We start from the raw sequence: 25,178 nt of genomic DNA, 5'->3' as shown, positions 1-25,178 counted from the left end.
CTGCATGGGTGCGGAGCTGTCGGCTGCCTAGGCGGCGAGCCGCGGGCCGCCTGCGCGCAGAGCTGACTGCCCGCGCGCCGAGCGGCGGGCCCGCTTGGGCGTCGAGCTGCCTGCGCGCCGAGCCGCCGACCGCCCGCGGTCACCGGGCGTGACTCGACGCCGTATTCCGCATGCTTTCGGCCGGGGAATGTTGTGACCGCATAGCCGAAAATGGCACGGCGGAACCACCGGTACGGCTCCGGCATGCGCTGCAACGGGACCGCTGGTATGCCCCGCACGCACGCCAAGCCGCCGACCGTCCGGCGCTCAGCTGTCGGCTGACCGGGCGTCGCGCTGTCGGGCTCTGCACGCTGAGCCGTCAACCGACCACAGGCTGAGCTGTCGGCCGCCTGCACGCCGAGCCGTCAACCGACCGCAGGTTGAGCTGTCGGCATACCGCACGCTGAGCTGGGGACTCAGCGCCCGCGCGAGTGCCGGTCCCGATACGCCTGGCGCTGCGACTTGGTGACGTTCTTCCACATCCGCTGGCGCTCCGCGCGCAGGCGGGCGTCGGAGCGGGCGGCCAGCCACTCGTTCTCGCGTTGCAGCTTCCGGTAACTGTCCAGGCGACGGCGGGGAAGCGCACCGGATTCGATCGCCGCCAGCACCGCGCAACCGGGCTCGCTCGAGTGTGAGCAGTCGGTGAAGCGGCATTCCGCGGCGAGGGTCTCGATATCGCTGAAGGTGCGGCTCAGGCCCTCCGCGGCGTCCCACAGGCCCACCGCGCGGAGACCGGGGGTATCGATGAGCGTGCCCCCGCCGGGCAGCGGCCGCAGTTCGCGGTGCACGGTGGTGTGCCGTCCGCGCTGGTCCGAGGCGCGCACCTCGCTGGTGGCGAAGACCTCCTCGCCCAGCAGCGCATTCGCCAGCGTCGACTTGCCCGCGCCGGACGGTCCGATCAGCGCGACCGTGCCGTCCAGCACCGCGGTGAGCACGTCCATGCCCGTTCCGGTGGTGGCGCTGACGGCCAGCACCATCGCACCGGGCGCCGCGGCACGCACGTCGTCCAGCGGAACCTCCACGGCCAGATCGGCTTTCGTCAGCACGACCACCGGCTGCGCGCCGGATTCCCAGGCCAGCGCCAACATTCGCTCGATGCGGCCCAGGTCGACGTCGCCGTCGGCGGCCGAGCACACCAGCACCGTATCGACGTTCGCGGCCAGTACCTGCGCCTCCGACCGCCCGGAGGCCGTCGCGCGCACGATCGCGGTTCGGCGCGGAAGGTGTTGCCGCACCAGGAGATCGGAGTCCAGGCCGACCCAATCGCCGGTACACAGGCCGTCGACGTTGGTATCCGCCCGAGGGCAGCGCGCACGCGCGAGCCCTTCGGGTGTCGCGACGTCGCACTCGCTGCGATCCATGCGGATCACGCGGGCCGGTATCCAGCCGGTATCGAGCAGCCGTGTGTACTCGGCGGAAACGGCCGGAGTCCAGCCGTATGCGATGAGACGGTCGTAATCGACCATGATGAGAAGCGTCCTTCGTCGGGCACCGAGCCCGACCTCAGGGCTCAGTGCATCGGGGAGAGGGTGAAAGTACGTGCGGCGGTGCGGCTTTCGAAACCCAGCCGCTGCCCGGCCGCGACAACCCGATAGTTGGCGTTCACGTCTTCCACCTCCTCGACCCTTCGACGATGCCGTCCGTTGTGGACGGGTACAACGATGACAGGCGCCCCCGCTGGGGCGCAAGGTATTTTCCCGCCGTGCCTACATGGCCGCGATCAGCACGATGTTCAGCAGGATGACGAGGGCCACGAACCCCCACATCACGTAGATGAACGCTATGCCCGGTGTGGACTGTGGCACGGGCCCGATGGCCCCGCGGATGAACGCGATCGCCGGCGAGCGGTAGTAGACCCGGGTGCTCTGGCCCTCGGCGACGGGCACGACGGCGTCGGCCGGGCCCATATCCCACATCCAGCGGGTGGCGACCCGGACCTGATGCTGGCCCGGGCCGACCGGGATGTGGGTTCGGCCCCAGCGCGCGTTCGGCACCGGATACCCGTCGACGATGATCTTCGGGCCGGTCAGCGCGAGCATGAAGGCCATCGGGAAGTACGAACTGTCGACGACGATGCCCGGCGGGCCCGGCTCGGGCTGGTACTGCTGCATCGGGGCGTGGGGCGGCGCGCCGTAGTTCGGGGCCGCGTAGGGATTGGGTTGCCCGCCATAGGGATTGGCCGGTGCGCCGGGGAACGGTTGTCCGGGGGCCGGTGCGCCGGGCGGCGGAGGCTGCATGCCGGGCGGTTGCATGCCGGGCTGCTGCGGCGGATACCCGGGCTGCGGAGCGCCGAACGGCTGCGGCGCACCGTATCCGGGCTGCGGGACCTGTGGTGGCGCGGCGTTCGGCGGATATCCGGGTTGCGGCATCTGTGGCGCGGAGGCGCTGTGTGGCTGCGGCGCACCGGGTTGCGGGATCTGGGGTGCCGAGGCACTGTGTGGCTGCGGCGCACCGGGCTGCGGGATCTGCGGTGCCGAGGCACTGTGCGGTTGCGGTGGGTATCCGGGCTGTGGGACCTGCGGCGCGGACGTGCTGTGCGGTTGCGGTGCGCCGTAGGTGCCGACTCCGTTCGGCGGTTGCGGAACTCCGGGATAGGGCGCCTGCCCGTTCGGTGAGGGGGATTGTCCGTTGGGTGGCTGCCCGCCCCAGGGATTACTCACAGCCATACCTCCGTGTTCGACTTACGTGTGAATCAATCAGGCTTGTGGAACTGCTCGCGCCGCCCCAGGCGCCGCAGCCGCAGCCATTCTTTCAGTCCGGCCGGATCGCGTTGCTGCACCAGGAAGAACCAGGAGAACCGGGCCCATTCCTGGGGTAGCAGTTTGCGCATCCCGGGCTGTGCCATCAGGTAACCCCGATTGCGATAGGTGAAGTACCGCTTGACCGGATCGTCCGGATACTGGGTGTGCATGCGCCCGCCCAGAATCGGCTTGAATTCGGCGGAGCCGTTGGGATGCAGGTACGCCGCCTGCAAACAGGTGCCGAACGGCAGGCCCGAGCGCACCAGCCGGCGATGGATCTCCACCTCGTCACCGCGCACGAACAATCGCAGATCGGGCACGCCGATCACCTCGACGGCCTGCGCGGAAATCAGGGCGCCGTTGAACAGCGAGGCGATTCCGGGGAGGAAATCGTCGTCGCCCAGTTCGGAGCGCAGCCGCCGCCACACCACCCCGCGGCGCAACGGGAAGGCCAGCCGGTCGGGGTCGTCGATATCGGCAACCACCGGCGAGACCTCGGAAAGCCGGTGCCGCCGGGCGCAATCCACGAGAGTTCCGAGCACCTCCGGGCCCTCGGGCCGGCCGTCGTCGTCGGCCAGCCAGACCCAGTCGGCGCCCAGCGACAGCGCGTGCAGAATGCCCAGTGCGAAACCGCCGGCGCCGCCCAGGTTGTGCTCCGAACCCAGATAGGTGGCCGGCACCGGCTGCTCCCGCACCAGCTCACCGACCTCGGGCTCGTTCGCGTTGTCCACCACGATCAGGTGATCGACCGGACGCGTCTGCGTACCGACCACCTTCAGCGATTCGGCCAGCAACTCCCGGCGCTTATGGGTGACGACCACCGCGACGATGCGGGCGCCGTCCCATGTCGGATCGGGCGGTGCCGCCTGTTCACTCATGTGGGATTCCGCTCCAGTTCCCGTTCTCGTTCCAGTTCGCGTTGAATCTGGGCGACGTGCTCACCGGCATCGGGCCCCTCGTAGGCCCGCACCACTTCCTCGATGCCGCCGCGCATCCGCATCTCGCCGTGATCGATCCAGATCGCGGTGTCGCACAGTTGCGCGAGGAACTCGTTGGAGTGGCTGCAAAATACCAGGATTCCGGAGCGAGCGACGAGATCGCGCAGGCGATTTCGCGCCTTCTTCAGGAAATCGGCATCCACCGCGCCGATTCCCTCGTCCAGCAGCAGGATTTCGGGGTCGATCGAGGTCACCACGCCCATCGCCAGGCGTACCCGCATACCGGCCGAGTAGGTGCGCAGCGGCATGTTGAGATACTCACCGAGCTCGGTGAATTCGGCGATCTCGTCCACCTTGTCCAGCATCTGCTTGCGGGTCTGCCCGAGGAACAGGCCGCGGATGATGATGTTCTCGTAGCCGGAGATCTCGGGGTCCATGCCGACGCCGAGATCGAATACCGGCGCCACCCGGCCGCGCACCCGCGCGCTGCCCCGGGTGGGCTCGTAGATACCCGCGAGCAGGCGCAGCAGCGTCGATTTGCCGGCGCCGTTGTGGCCGACCAGGCCGACGCGGTCGCCCTCGCTGAACGACACCGTGATGTCGCGCAGGGCCTCGACGACGACCACATCGGACTTGTTGCGCCCGATCGAACCGCCCGCCTTGCCGAGAAACGCCTTCTTCAACGACCGCGATTTGGCATCGAAGATCGGGAATTCCACCCAGGCACTCTGGGTTTCGATACTCACATCGGACATATCGCCTTCACACCCAGTAGGGGACGCGGGATCGGTACTGCTTCATGGCCAGGATTGCCAGCGCCCAGCCGACAACGGTGAACGCGGCCACCACCAGCCAGCTGCGGAGCGCGATCGGATCGCCCAGCATCGGGGCGCGCACGATCTCCAGGTAATGGTAGGTCGGGTTCAACTCGACCAGGCGCGCCCGCTCGCTCACCGAACCGCCCTGGGCGTGCAGCACTTTCGCCGACCACATCACCGGGGTGAGCACGAACAGCATGCGCGTGAGGCTGCCGAGAATCGGCGCGATATCGCGGTACCGGGTGCTGAAGATGCCGAATACGATCGACACCCACATGCAATTGAGGAACACCAGCACGATGGCGGGCAGAGCCAGCACCACCGTCCATTCCAGATCCCGCCACACCATGAACCCGACCAGCAGCAGCGCGTAGATGATCAGGTTGTGGGCGAAGAACAGGAACTGCTTCCACACCATCCGGTAGATATGGACGCTCAATGCCGAGGGCAGCTGCTTTATCAGCCCCTCGTTGGCGATGAACACCTCCGCGCCCTCGAGGATGCTGGCCTCGATCACGTTCCACACGATGATGCCGACCGTCACGTACGGCAGATATTCGCGCAGCGGCTGGCCGAACAGGGTGGCATACAGGATTCCGATGGCGGCGGCCTGCACGGCGGTCGAGATGGTGATCCAGAACGGACCCAGCACCGACCGCCGGTACCGCTGCTTGATGTCCTGCCAGCCCAGCGACAGCCAGAGCTCACGTTGCGCCAGCCCGTCGCGTAGGTCCTTGAAGGCGCGTCCGAACGATTGGGAATCCGACACTATCGGCACCGGGGTGTCGGCCGGGCGCTGCTCGGCGATCGCCGATTCGGCGGGGGCTGCTGCGGGCACAGTGACCGACTGTAGCGGTGCGTCACGACCGTCGCTGCGTGCGGGCCGTAAACCACGCGTGGTCGCTGTTCAGAGCCGTTGACCGTGCAGATCCCGACGTCGGGGAGGGAGATCCCGGCCTCAGAGATACTGTCCGCCGCCGGTCGCGTGCCCGCCGCCCTGGCCACGATCGCCGGGGATCTGCGCGCTCGGCGGGAGCGCGTGCCGCATCTGCTCGAGCTGGGCGCGCGCGGCCATCTGCTGGGCGAACAGCGCGGTCTGGATGCCGTGGAACAGGCCCTCCAGCCAGCCGACCAGCTGGGCCTGCGCGATGCGCAGCTCGGCGTCGGACGGTATCGAGCCCTCGCTGAACGGCAGCGCCAGCCGTTCCAGCTCGTCGCGCAGGTCCGGCGACAGCCCCTGCTCCAGCTCGCGGATGGAGGTCTGGTGTATCTCCTTGAGCCGGGTGCGGCTGGCGTCGTCCAGGGGAGCGGCCCGCACCTCCTCCAGCAGCTGCTTGATCATGGTCCCGATGCGCATCACCTTCGCCGGCTGCTCGACCATGTCGGCCAGCGATTCGTCCTTGCCGTCCGGGTCCAGGTCGGCGGCGGCCTCGGCATCGCCGACGACCTGGCCGGCGAACGGCATCTCGCCTTGGGCGCTCGCCGGGATAACCAACGGCTTGCCTTCGGGGCCGATCACCACAATGGAATCCGGTGCTCCGTCCGAGTGCGTCATGATCTCCATCATGTCTTGTCGCGCCGCGGCGCGCTAAGGGGCGGGGTCCATCGAGGGTACGCACTGCGGGTATGTCCGTCCGCGGCGGTCAGTATTCTGTTGCGGTCGTGTCCGCTTCGTGTGTGGTTCGGTCTTGTTGAAAGTCGGTTGCCATGTCGCGTGATCTCTCATCGGGTTGCCTCCGTCGTGCCGGTCGTCCGGTGCCGATCGCGTCGTGCGCGGCGCCCCGCATGGTGACCCGGGCGATCGCGGCGACGACCCGTACCCGCCGCTGCGCTGCGGCCGAGCGGGGCTCGATGGTTGCCGCCGACACGGTTACATCCACTCGCCTGCTGCCCTTAGAGTGGCCCACATGACTTACGACGTCGCGCGGGTTCGGGGGTTGATACCGTCCCTGGGCGACGGCTGGATCCATCTCGACACGCAAGCGGGGATGCTTGTTCCCGATTCGGTATCGCGCGCCGTGTCAACGGGTTTCCGCACCTCCGGGTTCACGCACGGCAGCCGCTACACCGCGACCAGGCGCAGCGCGGCCATCCTGGACGCCGCGCGCGAGGCGGTCGCGGATCTGGTCGGCGCCGATCCGGCGGGCGTCGTACTCGGCCCGGACCGCGCGGTGCTGCTCGCCTGGCTGGCCGAGTCGCTCAGTTCCAGGCTCGGCCTGGGCACCGGGATCGTGCTGTCGCGTCTGGACGACGAGGCCAACGTCGCGCCGTGGCTGCGCATCGCCAATCGCTATGGCGCCCATGTGCGCTGGGCCGAGGTGGAGATCGAGACCTGCGAGATGCCGGCCTGGCAGTTCGAGGAGCTGATCGGGCCCACCGCTCGTTTAGTCGCCTTGACGGCGGCGTCCCCGATCGTCGGCTCCGCGCCGGCCGTGCGGGTCGCGGCGGACCGGGTGCATGAGGTCGGCGGTTTACTGGTCGCGGACTGCTTCGGCGCGGCGCCGTACGCGCTGCTCGACATAGAGGAGCTGAACGCCGACGTGGTGGCGCTGTCGGCCCCCGCGTGGGGCGGGCCGCAGGTCGGTGCGCTGGTGTTCCGGGATCCGGCGTTCCTGGACCGGATTCCGTCGATGTCGCTGAATCCCTATGCCAAGGGCGCCGAGCGGCTGGAGGTCGGCCATCATCAGTACGCGCTGCTGGCCGGGCTCACCACCTCGATCGACTACCTCGCCGGACTCGACGAGCAGGCGCGGGGGACGCGGCGGGAGCGCCTGGAGATCTCGATAACCTCGCTGCAGGACTATCACGACCAGCTGTTCGAGCACCTGATGGACGTGCTGGACCGCGTCCCGAGCCTGACGGTGATCGGCCGCGCCTCCACCCGCATCCCCACGGTCAGCTTCACCGTCGCCGGTATGCAGGCCGAGAAGGTCTCCGCGAAGCTCGCCGACCACCGCGTCGGCACGCTCAGCGGGGTGCACGGCGGCAGCCGACTACTCGACGCCCTCGGCGTCAACGACGAGGGCGGTGCGGTCACCATCGGGTTGGCGCCGTACACAACGAAATTCGAGATAGATCAGCTGGGCCGCGCGCTGGCCGCGCTGGACTGAACGCGGCGCGGGAGCCGAACTCCGGGCGGGGGCGAATACCCAGAGTTCGGTCGCTCAGAGGTCGCGGATCTCAGAGGTCGCGAATACGGAGCACGACCTTGCCGACGGTCTCGGGGGAGTCCAGTAGGCGGTGCGCCTCGGCCGCTTCGGCGACCGGGAGTTCTTTGTGCACCACCGGGGCGACGGTGCCGTTGGCGATCAGCGGCCACAGGTGGGTGCGCAGCTCGGCGATGATCTCCGCCTTGCTCGAACGGCCGGTGGCGGAGCGGCGGCGCAGGTTGGTGGCGTGGATCGTGCCGCGCTTACCCAGCAGGGCGCCGAGATTCAGCTCCGCGCTGGCGCCGCCCTGCATGCCGATCACACACAGCTGACCGTCGTCGGCGAGCGCCGCGACGTTGCGCTCCAGGTATTTCGCGCCCATATTGTCGAGAACGACGTCGGCGCCGCCGAATTCGGCCACCGCGGCGACGAAGTCGTCTTCGCGATAATTGACCAGGATGCTCGCGCCCAATTCCTTGCAGCGGTCGAGTTTGTACTGCGAACCGGCCGTCACGGCGATCCGCGCGCCCCGGCTGCGCGCCACTTGGATGGCGTGCGTCCCGATGCCGCTGCCGCCGCCGTGGATCAGCAGCAGCTGCCCCTCGCGCAGCCCCGCCCGCATCACCAGATTCGACCAGACGGTGGCCGCCACCTCCGGAAGTGCCGCCGCCCCGGCCAGATCCACGCCCTCGGGTACCGGCAGCACCTGTGTCGCGGGCACCACCACCCGCTCGGCGTACCCACCGCCGGACAGCAGCGCGCACACCCGATCGCCGGCCCGGAAATCGTCCACTCCCGTGCCGACCTCCGCGATCACGCCCGAGCACTCGAGCCCGATGGTCTCGCTGGCCCCGGGCGGCGGCGGGTAGAAACCCTTCCGCTGCATCACATCCGCGCGGTTCACACCCGCGACCGCGACATCGATCAGCACCTCGCCGGCCCCCGGCCCCGCGGGATCGGGCACCTGCGCCCACCGCATCACCTCGGGTTCACCGAACTCCTCGAGCGTCACCGCATCCATACCCGCGACCTTACGACGCCGCCCACCCCGGCTCGACGCCCCGCGCCGTCGCCGGGGGATCGGCCGTGGTCAACCAGGGTTTTCCGCATCCTCGTTCTCGACGACCGCCTGCTTCGCGGTCTCGGCGTCGATACCCTTGGCCATCTTGCCGAGCGTCCGGCTCAGCTCGTCGGCGGTCATCGCGGAACTGTCCGGGATCCCGGCCGCCTCGCCCCGCCGACGCAGGTCCAGCACACGGTTGTCTTCGGCCATCTCGCTCACCTCTTCCAGTCGTCGCACCGGATACCCGCTCGCTGCCGAGGCATGCCCGCTCGCGCCTCCTCGTTCGGAGCGCATCCGTCGATCGATGGGGCGCGGGCTGGGGGAGGCATCGGTGGCGGACCCGGCGGGTCGACAGCGGCGGAATCCTTGCTCGCCTGGGCAGATCGGAGCAACCGTCGTCGCGGTCGTTCCTGGGTGCGGTCCGTATCTCGACGGGAGCCTGGGAAGGCTCGGGTGGATGGCACGGAGAGACGTGCCGGAGAGTGTTCAGTCGGTTGTTCCGGCGGGTATTCACCGTCGAGCGTGTGCGGCGTTTGTCCTTGTGGCGCACTCCCGCTCGGGTCGGCACGCTCTGCTCCCGTTTCCGGGTATGCACCTCTCGTCGTTCAGGGCGCGCACTGTTCGTCATCCCGGGCGCGCATTGTTCGTCGGTCCGGGCGTGCACTCCTCGTCATTCCGGCATGCTTCCGGCCGGAATCCAGCCGCGCGGTGCACACCCCTCCGACGGCAGGTATCGCACTGTGGGCGCCGATTCGGTGCCGCGGTTTCCGGACAAGCGGCTAGCGTTCCCGGAATGAGCAGTTTCGCCGACTTCCAGAACGAGATCTATCTCGCCGGGCTCGCCGGGGTGTGCCCCGAATTGCCGATGACGGCAGCCGGATTGGCCGAGCGTGCCCGCGAATTACTGGATGCGGTGGCCTATGCCTACGTGGCGGGGAGCGCGTCGGCCGAGCGCACGGCGGCGGCGAACGAGGCGGCATTCGATCGCTACCGGTTGATCCCGCGGATGTGGCGCGGCACCAGCGCGTCCGACGCGCGGGACCTGTCGGTGGAGGTGCTCGGCACCCGGCTGGCGGCGCCGGTGCTGACCGCGCCGGTCGGCGTGCTCGGCCTGCTGCACGAGCGCGGCGAGGCCATCGTCGCGGAGGTGACCCGGGAGCTGGGCCTGGGAATGGTGCTGTCCACCGCCGCGTCGACCCCGATCGAGGAGGCGGCCGCGCCGGCCGGTGCCTGGTGGTACCAGCTGTACTGGCCGAACGACGACGAACTGGCGCGCTCGTTCGTCGAGCGCGCGGTCGAGGCGGGCGCCCGTGCCATCGTGGTCACCGTCGACACCCCCGGACTGGGCTGGCGCCCGCGCGATCTGGAACTCGCCCACCTCCCTTTCCTGCACGGCAAGGGCATCGCGAACTACCTGTCCGATCCGGTCTTTCGCGCGCGGCTGTCCGCCCCGCCGGAGGAGAGCGAGGAGGCGCTGCGGATGGCGGTGCTGACCTGGGTCGGGCTGTTCGGCAACCACGGCCTGCGGCCCGCCGACATCGGCCGGCTGCGGGCGTGGACCGACCTGCCGATCGCCGTGAAGGGTGTGCTGCACCCCGACGACGCTCGGCAGATGGTCGACGCCGGCGCCGACGCGGTGATCGTCAGCAACCACGGCGGCCGCCAGGTCGACGGTTCGATCGCCGCGCTCGATGCGCTTCCGGCGGTCGTCGCCACCGTCGGCGACCGGACGGACGTGCTGTTCGATTCCGGCATCCGCACCGGCACCGACGTGATGATCGCCCTGTCGCTGGGTGCCAAGGCGGTCCTCTACGGGCGTCCGTGGGCCTACGGTCTGGGCCTCGCCGGGGCCGCCGGAGTCCGGCACGCGCTGCGGATCCTGCTGGCGGATCTCGATGTCGCCATGGGACTTTCGGGCTGCGCCGCGGTGTCGGACCTGAGCCGGGCGATGCTCGCGACAGCCCGCTGACCGGCAGGACCGGTCCCGATCGCGCCTAATAGAATGCCTGCATGGCTTACGAACCGAGCGGTCGCCCGGCCCCGGAGCCGAGGTGGCTCAGCTCGGCTCAGCAGCGGGCCTGGCGCGCCTACATGGACGGCGGCCAGCGTCTGCTGGCGGAACTGAACCGCCAACTCCAACGCGACAGCGACCTGAGCCTGGACGAATACCGAATCCTGGTCCTCCTGTCCGAATCCCCCACCCGCTCCCTCCGCATGAGCGACCTGGCCGACGGCGTCCTCTCCTCCCGAAGCCGCCTCACCCACCAGATCCGCCGCATGGAAGCCCAGGGCACCGTCCGCCGCACCAGCGTCAAGGAAGACGGCCGAGGCGTCCTGGCCCACCTCACCGAAGAGGGCATGCACCGCCTCCGCACCGCAGCCCCCGCCCACGTCACCGAGGTCCGCCGCAACTTCATCGACCTCCTGACCCCCGACCAGATAGCGGTCCTGGCCGAGGTCTTCGAACGAGTCGACAAGGAAATCATCGCCCGCGAAGGGCGGTGACTCTTGCGCTGGCCCAGACAGATGCCGGGCAGACTGATCGAGCCGCGCCGGCAGTTGATCGATGGCCGGTCGTGCACGGGTCTGGCTGCTCGGGCTGTGTAGTCCCTCTGACGAATCGCTGATTACAAGGTCGCCGTGGTTGCCTCCATTGATGACAAGATCTAGGTAGGTAGGTGGCGATGGTCGTACGTTCTCGGTGGCAGCAAGAGCAAGCGAGGGACGACGAGGCCCGTTGGGCGTCGGAGGGCGCGAGCGTCGTGCATCGGACGATCAGGCTCAGCGTACGTCGAGGTGCCAGCGCGTCGGTGGTGGCCATCGTGGCGCCAAGAACGTTCCGCGATGCGAGAATGTGTCGGTGGCCACTGTCATAGTTCGAATGAGAGTTCTATTTGGGAAGTTTGAGGAGGTAGGTGACACACGGTGAGCGCCACCAGCGGTTGGGATGAGCGAGAGGCGACTGGTGACACGCCTTCTTGGAATGAAGATGACCGTTCGGCCTTGGTAGCGATGATGCGGTTGACGCCGAAACGCGCTGAATGGTCCGAATTAACCAGACGTGTGGCCGAGCGCGGGAGCGCGCGATCGCTGTGGGACGACGAGCATCCCAGCGCTCTGTTCGAAGACGACGATGAGGCGTCTACGGTGTTGTACCAAGCCGAGAAAGATCTGAAAGCGTGGGAACAAGCACCGTTCAGCTTCCACACCTTTATGGATGACAGCTACCCAGAGCGACTGCGTTCGGTTCGGCAAGTTCCCCCGGTGGTATTCACTGACGGGGAATTGGTGCATCGAGATGTCGGTGTCTGTGTAGTCGGATCGCGGGACGCATCGGATGCTGCGATTCGATTCGCCGGGACAGTGGCGAAGGGCCTAGCGGGTCAGAAAATTACCGTGATCGCCGGACTTGCGCGGGGAATCGACACGATTGCTCATCGTGCTGCGTTGGATTCGGGCGGCCGGACTGTCGCAGTGCTGGGAAACGGCCTGAACCATGTTTATCCACGTGAAAACCGTGACCTTCAATCTGAGATCGCTACCAAGGGCATGCTTTTGTCGCATTTCCTACCGGAGTACGGGCCAACGCGGTACTCGTTTCCAGCCCGCAATGTAACCATGAGTGCGTACGGCTCCGCGACGGTCATAGTCGAAGCAAGTGAGAAAAGCGGTACACGGATACAGGCACGAGAAGCAGTCGCGCACGGTCGACCGGTAATTTTGAACAGAAGCGTGGTCCAATCAACTAGCTGGGGTCTGGCGATGCGCAATGAGCCGGGTGTATATGTGGCGGACTCGGCGCAGGAAGCTATTGATCAGGCGATGGCGATAATTGATAAGCCTGCGACGATATCCCAGTTCTTGAGCACCTTCCAGTGAATTCTGCACCCGTGCCAGGTCGACAGCTGCAGGAATTATTGGTACGTGAGCGTGCGCGAGCTCGCAAGGAGAACATCAGCGCCTCCGTGCATGCGCTGTTATTTCGCGGGATGGTCCGGGACAGGGTGGGCGGCTTCTTCAGCAACACTTATACGCCGGGCTCACCTGGAATCTGTACTGTCTGTCGGGGTCCAGCGGATTGTGACCTGTGCAAGGTGTGCCAAGGTCATCGTGAAACTTTTCCAGGACTTCTTGCTGATCGCACCATCCTGCTCACATACGCAATTGCTAGGTCTCCCGGTGGACTCCATCAGTCTGCACACCACATGCTGGCTTATAAGGGGTATCGGGGAACACCACTTGTGCCAGAGTGCTCCCACGATTTGGAGTTCATGGTTCAGGCGACGGTAGAAATGCATCGCCCGTGTTTCCATCAATGGACGGGCGGTACCTGGGACTCTCTAACCTTTGTACCGTCCCCCGAACGGCCTGACGCCACCCATCCGGTAGTGGCACTTGCCAGGGCTGCCCTGCCACTATCCGGTACGGCCCCTGCCATGCACAGATTTCTACTGGATCCCGGGCCGGGCAGCGGCACCAAACATGCGATGACCGAAGACCGGTACATTGTCGAAGACAAGTGGCGCAAACATGTCTATGGCAAGAACATACTGATTGTTGACGATACCTGGACTACCGGTGCAAGTGCTCAAGGGGCGGCAATTGCGGTGAAAAAGGCGGGAGCTGCCACCGCCACCATTCTGTGTGTCGATCGCTGGTTGCGTTGGGACTGGTCCGACCATAAGCGGATCATCGACTCTTTGGCCGATAGCACTTATGACGTGCTGCGCTGTCCGGTCAACGGGCAGGTTTGCAATTATGCAACAGATTTCACCATGATCGAACCAGGCCCGAAACGCATCTGATGAGCGTCTTCGACGCCGTCGGCAAACAACACGGCCACCCCGGATCGCGACCTATGGGCACCTGATCTCCGATTAAAAGGATAGTTGCCGACGTTGCCTCTGCTGCCTATTGACGCGGGGCCCCGACTCTCCGTGGTCCGCGACGGAGTCTCACCTGGTCAGCGGGCCCTCGTCAGTGATGCTGACTCGAGTGACAGCCTCGGTGCAGTTCCGTCGTCAGCTGTTCGGGTGTTATGTCCAGTTCTACCGCTGCACTGCGGACATCGGCCAGACTGAACCACTTCTCGACGCCAAGGGTCAAAATCCTCTATCTCCAGCCCGATCTTTCCGGAACACTCCCTGATCCGGGGAAAAAAGTTCGTCAGGTTAGAAGATTTTGCAATCGAGGTTTCTGTGAAGTTATCCGCCGCTAATTCAGTTTCGGCATATGGTGCAGGGGGTGGGCGAAACCAGCCGAGAATTCTTCCGATCGTGCTGTTGACGGTCGGCATCGTAGGCACCTCGGTAGGGTGTGGTACGAGCTCCAATTCAGCTGTTTCGCAAGGTACTTCGACAAGTGCGAGGGCCGCGGTGTCGACTCCTGTCATGCCCACCTCTACATCGGCATCTGCACCCGCACCCATCCCCGGCGCAGCGACACCAACGAGCACGCCATCCGCCGGGGCCGTCGGCGACACGCGGCTGATGCCCTACGTCGTGTGCATGAATCTGCAAGATGCACAGAACGCGATGCAAGCCGACGGAGTCTTCTTCTCCCGTTCAAAGGACGCCACCGGGGCCGGCCGGAGCCAGATCGTCGATCGCAACTGGATCGTGGTCGCCCAGTCGCCAGGCCCGGGTACCCCGATCGGTGAAGGCGACGCGGTTCTTTCGGTCGTCAAGTACGGCGAACCGAACTCGTGTGGCTGACGGCGACAACAGCAACCATGGACTGATGTAACTCTGGCTCGGTGTCTTGATGAGACCGCCGACCAGGACGTCGTGGTGGCTCCGCCGATTGTCGTTGATCCTTGTCCAAAATTGGTCATATCCAAAATTGGTCATAATTCTGACTATGAAGCTCGCCGATGTGAAAGTGACCCTGTCCGAGGTTGTGAGTCGTGTTCACAACCAGCACGAGCGCGTCACCATCACCGTGCACGGCGAGCCCGCCGCGATCCTCATCGCACCCGATGATCTGGAGGCGCTCGAGGAGACGATCGCGGTTCACACCGATAACGAGACGGTAGGTCGGCTCGTCTCTTCCGACGCCGAACTGGCGCGCGGTGAGCTCGTCACCGGCGACGAGCTGGCCAAGGCGATGGCGCACCGGCGGTGACCTCCTACCGCCTGGAGACCACCCCAACCGTGCCGCGCATGTTGACCGCGCGGCTACCAGAGTCGGTTGCCGCCGCCTACGAGTTCATGACCGGGCCGCTACTCGACAACCCGTACAGGGTCGGCAAGCGACTCCTGCCACCCCTGGACGACAGATTCTCGGCCCGACGCGGCACCTACGAACCATCTACCGCGCGTGGACGACAAGCGGATGATCGTCACGGTGGTAGATGTCGGACCTCGCGGGCGTATCGGACATGAGCCCTCCACCGCCAGGTCGTTGCGGCGGACCTCGGTTACGTGGCGGAAGTATCAGCGCACGTCCTGACGCGTTCTGCGAACCCCATCGTTGGCCGGGCCGACCATGTTTGCGGACGAGGTACTTCGTCTCCGGGGACTTGCGCCGCGGTGCCGATGCAGCGACTGTCTACGGCTCACGATCACCAAGGCCGAACGGGTCCTCGACCTGGACGATTTGCGGGCGGATCACGGGTCGGCCGAGGTGCTCGGGTCGGCCGGCACGGTGCCCGCGCCGATCGCAGTGGCGTCGATACCCGGCTGGGCGGCTGACTACCAGGAAGTTTTGGGCGGAGTTGTGCGAGAGGCGAACGCCCGCAGTTCCTGGGCGGCGTCGTTACAGATCCCCGGGCCAAGAGCTTGCTGACCTGCGGTGGGTGTGGGATTTGAACCCACGGTGGCGTGAACCACGACGGTTTTCAAGCTTGTCGCTCTTGATATTTGCCTGAATCGGGCTTCGTTGGTGTCGGTGGCAGTACGCGGCTGACCTGCGCGTTCGTTAGTTGGTTTCGTTGGTGATCGTTGGGGGTGTTGTGCGCTGCTGCGGACCAACTGCGGACCAAGCAGCCAGCGCAGAACAGCAGCTTGGGAATCAGGGGATTGATCATGTAAACCAGGGCTTACCCAGGTCGGCAAGTGCGCGGAACGGGCCGCGATTTACCGCTGTTGACCTGGGTATCTGGCGCGTCCGTGGCACGGAATAGGTTGGTGCGCGGTCCGGCCTCGGTCTCGTCCCGGGGCATGTCCGCTCTCACCGGATGCCGGTATGTAGGCTACCGCCGTTTCACAGAGGCAGGCTGGAAACGGAATGCTCCAGATATTCGGTACCGCGGCCCGTGGAAATGGCGCATACTTGATAGCAACCGTGGGGGCTACTGGAGAGACTGATGGACACGATCGCCTACAAGCATCCGAAGTGCTACGCGAATGTAGATGGCGGGTGTTCCACGAAAATCTCCGGAGAGCACTACATTTCGCATGGCCTGATAAAGCTCTACACATTCGGGGATCCTAACGTTAGTATCGCCCACGATAACGGGTACGGCATCCCGCAACCTGTCCAGCCGAGGCGATTCGTCGCAAATGTGCTTTGCACGGCGCACAACAATGGACTCTCGGATCTGGATAGTGCTGCAATCGATCTCGCGACCTTTCTGCACACCATCGCTCTAGCATTGCGTGGTGGCACCGGAGACTGGGGCGCCGACGAGATTGTTCAGATCTCGGGCGATAACTTCCAGCGGTGGGGACTGAAGCTCCTCCTGACGCACGCCGCAGTCAATGCATTCACCGGCAACGGGTCTCGGGTCGTCAGTCCGATCCCGGAAGATGCAGTTCGCCTTCTTCTCGGTAAGAAGCCATGGCCAACCAATGGTGGCTTGTGTGTGGCGGCACATCCAAATCACGCGTATCTGAAGTTCGATCCGATTACCACAATCGAAGCGGTCATCGAAAAGTGGTGTGGTGCAACCCCATTTCTCAGCCACGTGGACAACTCTTTATGCGGCGGTATTGTCGATCTCGCAGGCATCAGCTTTGGTCTGAGCCTCGATGAGAGGACACGCAGCTACCCTGCACTCCTTTACTCGGATAACCCACTTCGTCAGACCCTTCGGCAGCCCGGCTATATGGCATGGAGGTGTGGCGGCGCTGAGAAAAGGATCGAGTTCTCGTGGTCTGATGGCAATGAGCATGAGGGAATCACCTACACATTGCTGCGATGAGGCCCGGTCGCGTATCTCCCTGATTCTTCTCCGTCCTTCCCTCATACTGGCTATCCCTCAGCGGAAGTCGGGCGGGTCAAGGATGCGGAGCACCGCGTAGCGGACACCGAAGGTGGTCCTTGATGCGTCCGACTGGAGCGAGACAATCGGGCCATGAGGAAGGCGGAGATCCAGCGGGAACGTCCTTCCCAACTCCATCCTGGATCGGGGCCACAGCTGGTTGCTTTGGCTGTGGCCCGGCCGATTCGTGATCGGCTGCGGGAGGTAGGTCGGGTACGGCTGGCGTCGTGCCCAGCACTGCTCGGTGATGCAGAAGGCGGTCAGATAGGAATGGTTGGCGTTCTACCCCGTCGCCAAAGCGGCGCCGACGCGCCCGACGTGCCCGCCTGCCGGAGCTTGCGTAGGCCGGCGGTTGCGCGGCGCCGCGTGGCGGCGCCGCTCGGCGGCGCGCCAGCGCCGCCCTTGATCCTGTATGGCTGAATTCGGCAGTACTCCGCGGTATCCGTGAGGAGCGATCGAAACCCGGAAGCGATAAGGCCCATGCCGTCGAGTTGCGGTACCGGTCGGCGTTCGCAGATCAGTCCGGTTGGCTCGGCGCGACATATACGGCGGCGGGCTCGGCCTGGTTGTCGCTGTGGGTATGGGTGACTGTGCCGATCCGCTGGCATCCCATCTTCTCGTACAGGCGGATTGCGTTGCGGTCCTTGAGCATTACGTCGAACGCTATCGCGAGGCCGTGGGCTGTGGCGTATTCGTACGCGGTGGTCATGAGGAGGGTTCCGGCACCGGAGCCGCGGTAGTCGGGGTGAACGAATAGACGGACCAAGATGGCTAGCTCGGTGAGGCTGCGTCCTGTGGTCTGTTGCCACAGGTTGGCGGCGTCGTCGTCTTCGCTGGCCTGGGTTAGCGAGATATGGCCGATGGGCCGATCATCGATTAAGGCGGTCCAGGCCGCGAGTTCGTGGGGTGGGGTGAGCCAAGCCTGGGGGGCGGAGACCCCTTCGACTGGATAGCCGTCCTGGGCGTGTACGCGAACGAGCACCTTGGCGAGTTCGGTGAGGTCGGTGCCTTCACGCGGGCGGACGGCTGGGTTCATCAGTCGTCGACCCGCATGGTGTAGTCGAGGCCCATGTAATCGGCTCGCATGGTGAACTCCGTGACTTCGAACGGGTGAAGGTCCTGGTCCAAGCCAGTATGCAGGACCACGAGGACCGGTACACCGTCAGGCAGCATCAAACCGCGGGCTTCCTTGAGTGTCGGCATCCTGGCGGTGACTTCCTCACGGGTGTACGTGATGAGATGCCCTTTGTCCTCGAACCGCGCGTACAGGTCCCCAGGTCCGAGGTCGTCGCTGACTGCCAGTACGGAGTCCTTGGCGATCTCCCAGGGGATGAAGGTGACTCCGATCTGCATCGGTTCCGAGTCGGCGAAGTACCAGTTTTCTCGGCGTACGACACTCTCGCTGTCGGGGTCGACGTGTAGACGCTCGGCAATGTGAGGTGGCGGGACCACTCGCTCGATTTCCGTGAGGACGGCGTTAGGGGTGCGTTTCTGGGCCTGCACTTCGGCGTGGAACGGTGAAATGCCGGTCTCTTCTCGGAGCTTCTTGGAGTAGCGGCTTTGGCCGAAACGCATCAGCCGCGGCTTGCTCCGAACGAAAACGCCACGTCCATGTTTCGCGGTTACCAGACCGGATTCGGCGAGCTGGCGAATGGCTTCTCTCGCCGTATTTCGCGCGACTTTATGTGAAGCGGCAAGTTCTCGTTCGGAGGGGAGCTTGGCTCCGGGCAGTATTTCGCCGGATTCGATGGCGGCGCGGAGTGCGGCGGCGATTTGCCGACTGGCCGTATTGCTTCCTTGCGGTGTCCTGGGTGGCTGTGTCATGCCCCCACCCTACTACTGGTCCAAGCCAGTGTTGAGGCTGGCTCAAGCCAGCGCTACACTGAGGTGGCTTAAGCCACATGATGCGACTACGGCAGGAGTGACATGGCCCGATTCGACTGGTGGAGGGAGGCTGAGCCGGACGAGACATCGGCCCAAGCGATCGTGGACCGAGTGCAGGCCGAGTGGCGCGCGGAGCGGGATCGTCAGCGCCGCGTGGGCATGCGGTACTGGCCGGACGGGTGGCCGCATGAGGCTCCTGAACATCCGCTGAGTATTGATGAAGGTAGGGTCGATCACGGGCGCGGTAATTGCGTTGCCGCAGTTCCGTTTCCCGTGACCGCCCTCCGAACCGGACGTGCGGCTTTCACCGCATCCGGCTCTCCATGGAATTCATGCTGGCGTGGTTGTCGCCAGACGTTGTGCCGCGTTGCTCCAGGGTGTCGGGATGGTGTAGCCACGCCACCGGTAGCGTTCGATTCCGGTGTCGGTCGGGTTATAGAGCACGATCCCGTTCTCTGCTGGGCGGCGCATCGGAGCCGGGGTGCAATACCGGCGAAGCACTTTGCGCCAGCTCAGGCGCGAGTGTCTCTTGTAGAGCCACCTCATGGCGCGAACCCACGTGTAGTGCTGCAGGTAGCGGTAGGTAGCAAACGAGACACCGTGTCGGAAATAGAGACACCAGCCCCGGACCGTTCGGTTCAGGTGAAAGAGCATGTCGGCCAACGTCTTGTAGGGTGCGGATCTGCGCGTGTGAAACTTCACCTTCCGCATGATCGAAGCCAGCGACTTCTTCGACGGATAGGTGTGAATCACTGCCTTGTTCACCGTGCCCGGCTTCGTCCGGCGCTGGATGCGCCAGCCGAGGAAGTCGAACCCGGTATCCATGTGCACCACATGGGTTTTCGGCTCCGACAGGGTCAAACCCATCGGGGCCAGAATGTCCGCGACCTCGGTCCTGGCTTGTTCGGCGTGGTGTCTCTCGCCGTTGACCAGGACCACGAAATCGTCCGCGTAGCGGACGAGCCGGTAGGTCGCGCCCCCGTTGCGGCGCTCTCGTTGCCGTCCCTGCCAGCCCGCGTTCGGCGAGGGCTTCCCGGCAGAGAAGGCATCCCACTTGTGTTGATAGTGGTCATCGAGCACCGACAGGGCGATATTCGCCAGCAAAGGCGACAGAATCCCGCCCTGCGGGGTTCCGGTGAGCGCTTCCCGGTCGATGCCGTCCTCGCTGAGGATTCCTGCTTTGAGAAACGACTTGACCAGGGCGAGAACGCGTTTGTCCCTGATCCGGTGACGCATCCGGTCCATCAGGGCCGTGTGGTCGATCCGGTCGAAACACGCCTCGATATCGGCCTCCAGCACCCAGGTGTAACCCCGGTTGCCGAACAAGTGAATCTCGGCGATCGCGTCCTGAGCGCGACGATTCGGGCGGAACCCGTAGGAACCGGGCTGGAAATCCGCCTCGAAGATCGGCTCGAGTACCAACTTCAACGCCGCCTGAACAATGCGGTCGCCTGCGGTCGGTATCCCCAACCGGCGCTTCTTGTCCGTGCTGCCCGGTTTCGGAATCGACTTCTCCCGGACCCGGTCCGGACGGAAGCTCCGGTCCTTCAACTCCGTTCGCAGCCGCGACAACAAGACCATCGAGTTCCTCGGGATCGAGGCAGGCTTCACCCCATCAACCCCGGCGGTTCGGCCACCTTTGTTGCTACGCACCCGTTCCCAGGCATGCACCAGAAACGCCGGATCACTCACCAGATTGTGCAGATCCTCGAACACGCGACCCGGATCCCGGATCGCCCACCAGTGCAGTTTGGCCTGCATCCGCCGTACTCGCGACCAGGCTTCGTCGAAGTCCGGCCACGATTCACCCGTATTCACAAGCGCCTCCGGCCATTACAGCCCCTCTCCGCTGAAATCCACTGGGGTCCTTCGCCCTGTGACCGGCTCTCCCGGCCTCCGACTACTACGACCCCTCCGCCCCACCCACGCCCCACCAGCCGACGACGGGCCTGCCCACCGCACACCGCTGGCAGCGGTGTGCGGTGGGCGAGACGGGATGGTTCCCACGTTCACTGTCATCCATTCGGGACAGGAGGCAGCCAGCTCTACCCCTGCGGCATCGTCACGGCTACGCCGCAGACCTTCACCGTGACCTCCCCGCCGGACTATGAGACACCGACGGAAAAGTTCCCCGCCGCCCTCACAGGCGACGGGTGCGCACCGCTATCCGGCCCATATCCACCGAGTTCGAGCCGGCGCATAACCTCGAGGGGCTTCTACCACTGGTTTCTCGCGTCTACCTTTGTCCCACGCTTGCCGGACCCACACCATTCGGCAGTACTGACGCGTCCCGGCTTTGTCAGGGCTGCTCCCACCCTCCCCGGCGTCTCCCGGACCAGGCTGCCCTCAGCTACAGCAATCGTGCTGCGACACAATCACTTCGGAGTCATTCCACCTCCAATATGGATAACAGCGCCTCGTGGCGCACCTCACAAGATCATGCAGCGCCATCGCGGATGCAGAACTGACGAGTGCCCACGCAAGGATTCGGCGTGGCGGACTTTGATCGAGGCGGGTCACGTGAAGCCGGACCCTCGGCGTAGCTACTGAATTGCTTGTCTGGTCAGCTAATGAGAGGCGGTTGGTCATTGCAAATTGATGAATGGAAAGAAATGTACACTCAATGGGCCATTGTGACATTGGGCGGAAGTTGCGGTGAGCATGGTGGGCCATGTCCCAATGGCGTGTGGGGGCCGTATGGAAGTTTGCTAGAAGCGCGTTCGGCGTCGCGGTTTGTGTCGGCGGGTCATAAATCGCATGTCGTCCCATACTGGGCACGTAAGGCTAAACCTGCTGGCTGACAACATCTCTGGAATTCAATGGGTCTCCGCATCTGCGCGGAGGCCCATTTTCTTTTGCGCTACACGTCTCCTCCTTCGTCCTCCGGGCTCGGTCGGGGGTGTCGCTGGTCCTGGCCGCCGTTCGACTGGCTCAAGCCAGCATTGCAACTGGCTTGAGCCACTGCTACTCTGGCTTAAGCCAGTTGGAACCAACGTCAGAAGGAGTACGAGAACATGGCGATCAACAGGGGTTTCCGGTTCCCGATCGAGTTCAACCAGGCGTTCCCGAAGGGGCTGGTGTTGAACAGCGAGATCGTGCCGTTGACGAAGTACAACCCGGATCCGCGGTCGATCCCGGAGCAAGAGTTCGACATCGACAAGAAGACCGGCGAGGGCACGGGCAACCCGTTGTGGAAGGCGACGGTGACCGATCCGCACGAGGACAAGGCGAAGCGGAAAAGCTTCGAAGTCATCTTCATCGCACCGGTGCAGCCGGTTCCGTCGACGGAGGAGATCGTTCCGGGTACGGGCTGGCGGATGGTCGAGTTGGAGGGCCTGACCGCGGAGCCGAAGGTGATGGGTCAGGGCGAGTTCAAGTACCTGGGCTATCAGTACCGCGCGACCGGCATCAAGGGCGACAACTCGGGGGCGAAGCAGCCTCCGAACAACATCGGCGCGTCGCGTCCGCGTGATGACAAGGCCGCGTGATCGCCATGGCCTCATACATCAGCTCGATGAGCACGGGCTTCGCCGGTGTCGAGGTGGAGTACCGGCCGGAGCGGCGTTCCGACTGGGGCAGTGTGGTCGATCCGGGTGTGCTGGTCCGGCTCAAGACCGACTCCGGTAACGCGACGATGGGCTTGTCGATCGAGGACGCGCGCTCTATCGCTGAGGCGCTCCCGCAAGTCCTGATGCTGCATGACGCCGCGGTGCGTCTGGCTGCCGATTGTGCAGTGGACGAGGCGGTTTCGGCTGCGGTCGATGAGGTGGGGAAGGCTGCGTGATGTTCACGCCTGAGCGGGGAATGCTGGCAGCGCGGGTGTTCGCGGTCGTGGTGATCGTGGGCGTCGGCGCTGCCGCGTTCCGCTTGTCCTTCGCCACGTTGCGGGACCTCGCCGTGCTGGCGCATATCCCGGCGTCGGATGCGTGGCTGTTCCCGGTGATCATCGACGGCACCATAGTGCAAGCGACTGCCGGCGCTTTGGTGCTGGCGAAGTCGGCGGAGCGGCGGTTCTTCACCTGGGTTCTGGTGGTCGGGGCGCTGGTGTCGGTGGCGGGCAACAGCATTCATGCCGCGATGGCGGGTAAGCCGCTTCCGCCGTGGGCGTGCGCGCTCGTCGCGGCTATCGCCCCGATTTCGCTGCTGGTCGACACACATGGGCTCGCGGTGTTGTTCCGGGCCGCACAACAGCGGCGTTCCACCCCGCCTCCCGATCCGGTCACAGAGCCGGTGAAAGAGCCTGCACCCGAACCGGCTCCGGTTCCCGCGCCTGCCCCGGAGTCTCGTCCGGTGGCCCACGTGCCTGCTGTGGTGCCGATGCCGCGGCCTCGCCCGGTGGCTCCGGTGCGGCCTATTCGTCCTCCGCGTCCGGTGCAGCAAGAGGCACTGTTCTCGTCTCCCGCTGGGGGTTGATCTTCGATGAAACCACTGTCCGATGACACGAAGAGTGTCTTGATCACTGCCGGTGCCATGACCGTGGCCGGACTCGGTACCGCCGGGTTCCTGATGTTCGGCCCGGACCATGAGTCCCGCAAGGAACCGGTCCGCCCGGCCGTGGTGTCTGCTCCGGTGGAAACTACTGTGCCGCAACGGGTTCCGGAATGTTTGATGTTCTGCCACGAGCCTTCGGCTCCGCCCGTTGCCACCGATGGCTGCCGTCTGTTCTGCGAGCTGGGCAACGGCTCGTTCGAGGGGGTCGTGCGATGACCGTGGTCGATATGGTGCCTTACGCCGTTGCTGCGGCCGGTGCGGCTGGCTTGTTCACTCGGATGTGTCTGTGGCGTCGCCTGCCTGCGCACAGCACGCCGCGGCCGATCGCCGAAATCATGGCTGAGGCTCCGGAAGCGCTGCGCACAGCGGTCCTGCATATCGCCGTGACGGGCTACACGTGGCGGATGTTCGCCGACCTGCGTCTCGGGTCGGTCGACAAGGGTTTCCCGACTGTCGAGTGGTGGGACTACGACCGGCACGGCTTGACGGTGGATCTGCTGATGCTGGGCGGCCAGTCCCTCTCGGATTGGACGCAGGACAAGACCTTGGATGCGTTGGCCGCGTATCTGGGGGTGCCGCGGGTGACTGCCTCGTCACCTGCTCCGGGCTGGGTCCGTCTTCAAGTGCGAGTGCATGACACTCTCGCGGCGTCGACAACGCGGTCGACCGCTGTCCCCAACGAGGTGGACTTGGAGGCGGTCCCGGTCGGGTTCCGCGAAGACGGCGAACTCTGGCAGTTGCGCATCCTCTACGCCCACATCCTGCTCGCCGGTGCTACCGGATCGGGCAAGGGCTCGGTGTTGTGGTCGATCCTGGCCGGTCTGGGTCCTGCGATCCGGGCGAAGCTGGTGGATGTCCGCATGGCTGACCCGAAGGGTGGTGCGGAGTTCGGCCGCGGTGAGGACAAGCTGTTCACCCGGTTCGCCACCACCGCGCCCACCATTCTCGCGCTGCTGGAAGAGGCCGTGTCGGAGATGGATGAGCGGCTGGTGCGGATGCGCCGCAACGGAATTCGCAAGCTCGTCCCGACCGCCGATGAGCCGCTGATCCTGATCATCATCGATGAGGCGGCGTCGCTGTCGTCGTACGCGGAACGCGCCGATCAGGAGAACTTCCGGCAACTGACCGGGCTGTTGCTGTCCAAGGGCCGCGCGGCGGGGGTCTCGGTGGTGGCGGCGTTGCAGGACCCGTCCAAGGAGACCATGCCCAACCGGCAGTTGTTTCCGGTCCGGATCGGGCTGCGGCTGGACGAGCCGACCCAGACCACGATGGTGCACGGGCAGGGCTCCCGTGCTCGGGGTGCGCGCTGCGACGAGATCTCCGAGCACACACCCGGTGTCGGCTATGTGGGGGAGGACGGCACGACGGCGTTCGTGCGGGTGCGCGCGTTCTGGATCAGCGACGACCAGGCCGACGACATCGTGGACACCTACTCTCCGGCACCGGAAATCACGGGACCCAGCGAGGATTACACGGGCTTCGATCCCGATGACCTGGGCGACGAGTCGGCCGGTGGCGACCTGGGGGAGGCGGCATGAACTCCGGGTTCATCACGCAAGCGCATGTGGTGGTCCTCTGCGACGGCTGCGGGGACCGCTACAGCGAAACTGCCTACGACCAGCTGTGCTTCGCCTCGGTCAACGAAGCCATCACCTACATCACCCGTCGTGGTGCCGGGGTCGGGTGGGTCTACGACGGGGACAAGGTGCTCTGCGACGGCTGCGTCGCGCTCGCCGAATGCGCCGAACACGGGCACCGGTTCCCGGAACCTCGGCGGCGGCTGCTGGCCGGTAAGGACCGCTCGGGCGTCTGCTCGGTGTGCGGCATCAACGACTCAGAGATCGAGGAGTAG

24 protein-coding genes are annotated in these 25,178 nt (G+C 65.4%); 13 read left to right on the top strand and 11 right to left on the bottom strand.

Annotation, left to right across the window (positions count from 1 at the left end):
• Positions 1-455: 455 nt before the first annotated feature.
• The 6 genes from rsgA to D892_RS0110765 all read right to left on the bottom strand — a co-directional run bounded on the left by rsgA (position 456) and on the right by D892_RS0110765 (position 6,091).
• A complete protein-coding gene (gene rsgA, locus D892_RS0110795) occupies positions 456-1,505 on the bottom strand; it encodes a ribosome small subunit-dependent GTPase A (RefSeq protein WP_024801247.1) in 1,050 nt (349 codons plus the stop codon).
• 240 nt (positions 1,506-1,745) lie between these two features.
• Entirely contained in the window at positions 1,746-2,699 is a 954-nt protein-coding gene (locus D892_RS48465) for a hypothetical protein (protein ID WP_232236436.1), read from the bottom strand.
• A 32-nt stretch (positions 2,700-2,731) separates the two neighbouring features.
• Entirely contained in the window at positions 2,732-3,658 is a 927-nt protein-coding gene (locus tag D892_RS0110780) for a glycosyltransferase (protein ID WP_024801245.1), read from the bottom strand.
• On the bottom strand, positions 3,655-4,473 hold the full coding sequence (locus D892_RS0110775) for an ABC transporter ATP-binding protein (RefSeq protein WP_024801244.1): 819 nt from the start codon (positions 4,471-4,473) through the stop codon (positions 3,655-3,657). The genes D892_RS0110780 and D892_RS0110775 overlap by 4 nt, the downstream gene beginning before the upstream one ends.
• Before the next feature lie 7 nt (positions 4,474-4,480).
• Positions 4,481-5,344 (bottom strand): ABC transporter permease, encoded by an 864-nt coding sequence (locus D892_RS0110770; protein ID WP_036568603.1) that lies wholly within the window; start codon positions 5,342-5,344, stop codon positions 4,481-4,483.
• Between the two features lie 150 nt (positions 5,345-5,494).
• Complete coding sequence (locus D892_RS0110765) at positions 5,495-6,091, bottom strand: bacterial proteasome activator family protein (protein WP_024801242.1); 597 nt, start codon at positions 6,089-6,091, stop codon at positions 5,495-5,497.
• 352 nt (positions 6,092-6,443) lie between these two features.
• Here D892_RS0110765 and D892_RS0110760 point away from each other — a divergent pair, with 352 nt between their 5' ends.
• On the top strand, positions 6,444-7,646 hold the full coding sequence (locus tag D892_RS0110760) for a cysteine desulfurase-like protein (RefSeq protein WP_024801241.1): 1,203 nt from the start codon (positions 6,444-6,446) through the stop codon (positions 7,644-7,646).
• A 70-nt stretch (positions 7,647-7,716) separates the two neighbouring features.
• On the opposite strand, the gene D892_RS0110755 is transcribed toward D892_RS0110760, so the two are convergent.
• Both D892_RS0110755 and D892_RS0110750 read right to left on the bottom strand, forming a co-directional pair.
• Positions 7,717-8,706, bottom strand: a complete 990-nt coding sequence (locus D892_RS0110755) for an NAD(P)H-quinone oxidoreductase (RefSeq protein ID WP_024801240.1) — start codon at positions 8,704-8,706, stop codon at positions 7,717-7,719.
• Positions 8,707-8,775: 69 nt separating this feature from the next.
• Positions 8,776-8,958 (bottom strand): hypothetical protein, encoded by a 183-nt coding sequence (locus D892_RS0110750; RefSeq protein WP_156959465.1) that lies wholly within the window; start codon positions 8,956-8,958, stop codon positions 8,776-8,778.
• A 583-nt stretch (positions 8,959-9,541) separates the two neighbouring features.
• Here D892_RS0110750 and D892_RS0110745 point away from each other — a divergent pair.
• The 7 genes from D892_RS0110745 (at position 9,542) to D892_RS46550 (ending at position 16,891) form a co-directional block, all read left to right on the top strand.
• Positions 9,542-10,717 (top strand): alpha-hydroxy-acid oxidizing protein, encoded by a 1,176-nt coding sequence (locus tag D892_RS0110745; protein ID WP_024801238.1) that lies wholly within the window; start codon positions 9,542-9,544, stop codon positions 10,715-10,717.
• 41 nt (positions 10,718-10,758) lie between these two features.
• Entirely contained in the window at positions 10,759-11,253 is a 495-nt protein-coding gene (locus D892_RS0110740) for a MarR family winged helix-turn-helix transcriptional regulator (protein ID WP_024801237.1), read from the top strand.
• A gap of 420 nt (positions 11,254-11,673) precedes the next feature.
• Positions 11,674-12,627, top strand: coding sequence for a DNA-processing protein DprA (locus tag D892_RS45030; protein ID WP_156959464.1), 954 nt, complete (start codon positions 11,674-11,676; stop codon positions 12,625-12,627).
• A gap of 608 nt (positions 12,628-13,235) precedes the next feature.
• Positions 13,236-13,553 carry a phosphoribosyltransferase gene (locus tag D892_RS46555; RefSeq protein WP_156959463.1) on the top strand — a complete coding sequence of 106 codons (318 nt, stop codon included), beginning with the start codon at positions 13,236-13,238 and terminating at the stop codon, positions 13,551-13,553.
• Positions 13,554-14,255: 702 nt separating this feature from the next.
• Complete coding sequence (locus tag D892_RS47675) at positions 14,256-14,462, top strand: PASTA domain-containing protein (RefSeq protein WP_024801236.1); 207 nt, start codon at positions 14,256-14,258, stop codon at positions 14,460-14,462.
• Positions 14,463-14,607: 145 nt separating this feature from the next.
• Complete coding sequence (locus D892_RS0110730; RefSeq protein ID WP_232236055.1) at positions 14,608-14,871, top strand: type II toxin-antitoxin system Phd/YefM family antitoxin; 264 nt, start codon at positions 14,608-14,610, stop codon at positions 14,869-14,871.
• 1,183 nt (positions 14,872-16,054) lie between these two features.
• Positions 16,055-16,891, top strand: coding sequence for a hypothetical protein (locus D892_RS46550; protein WP_156959462.1), 837 nt, complete (start codon positions 16,055-16,057; stop codon positions 16,889-16,891).
• Positions 16,892-17,468: 577 nt separating this feature from the next.
• On the opposite strand, the gene D892_RS0110725 is transcribed toward D892_RS46550, so the two are convergent.
• The 3 genes from D892_RS0110725 to ltrA all read right to left on the bottom strand — a co-directional run bounded on the left by D892_RS0110725 (position 17,469) and on the right by ltrA (position 20,653).
• A complete protein-coding gene (locus D892_RS0110725; RefSeq protein WP_036566906.1) occupies positions 17,469-17,987 on the bottom strand; it encodes a GNAT family N-acetyltransferase in 519 nt (172 codons plus the stop codon).
• Entirely contained in the window at positions 17,987-18,775 is a 789-nt protein-coding gene (locus tag D892_RS0110720) for a GntR family transcriptional regulator (RefSeq protein WP_024801233.1), read from the bottom strand. Before D892_RS0110720 ends, D892_RS0110725 begins: the two co-directional genes overlap by 1 nt.
• Before the next feature lie 390 nt (positions 18,776-19,165).
• Complete coding sequence (ltrA, locus tag D892_RS0110715; protein WP_024801232.1) at positions 19,166-20,653, bottom strand: group II intron reverse transcriptase/maturase; 1,488 nt, start codon at positions 20,651-20,653, stop codon at positions 19,166-19,168.
• Positions 20,654-21,849: 1,196 nt separating this feature from the next.
• On the opposite strand from ltrA, the gene D892_RS0110710 reads away from it, so the two are divergent.
• From D892_RS0110710 to D892_RS0110685, 5 genes are all read left to right on the top strand, one after another.
• Positions 21,850-22,323 carry a hypothetical protein gene (locus D892_RS0110710; protein ID WP_024801231.1) on the top strand — a complete coding sequence of 158 codons (474 nt, stop codon included), beginning with the start codon at positions 21,850-21,852 and terminating at the stop codon, positions 22,321-22,323.
• Positions 22,320-22,619 carry a hypothetical protein gene (locus D892_RS0110705; RefSeq protein ID WP_024801230.1) on the top strand — a complete coding sequence of 100 codons (300 nt, stop codon included), beginning with the start codon at positions 22,320-22,322 and terminating at the stop codon, positions 22,617-22,619. Before D892_RS0110710 ends, D892_RS0110705 begins: the two co-directional genes overlap by 4 nt.
• Positions 22,619-23,248 carry a DUF2637 domain-containing protein gene (locus D892_RS43605; RefSeq protein WP_024801229.1) on the top strand — a complete coding sequence of 210 codons (630 nt, stop codon included), beginning with the start codon at positions 22,619-22,621 and terminating at the stop codon, positions 23,246-23,248. The genes D892_RS0110705 and D892_RS43605 overlap by 1 nt, the downstream gene beginning before the upstream one ends.
• Positions 23,249-23,661: 413 nt before the next feature.
• Positions 23,662-24,864 (top strand): FtsK/SpoIIIE domain-containing protein, encoded by a 1,203-nt coding sequence (locus D892_RS40900; RefSeq protein ID WP_198036878.1) that lies wholly within the window; start codon positions 23,662-23,664, stop codon positions 24,862-24,864.
• Positions 24,861-25,178, top strand: coding sequence for a hypothetical protein (locus D892_RS0110685; RefSeq protein WP_024801226.1), 318 nt, complete (start codon positions 24,861-24,863; stop codon positions 25,176-25,178). Before D892_RS40900 ends, D892_RS0110685 begins: the two co-directional genes overlap by 4 nt.

The organism is Nocardia sp. BMG51109 (genome assembly GCF_000526215.1).
Lineage (GTDB): Bacteria > Actinomycetota > Actinomycetes > Mycobacteriales > Mycobacteriaceae > Nocardia.
The sequence above is the reverse complement of the archived record's forward strand: the minus strand, read 5'-3'. Positions and strand labels throughout refer to the sequence as shown.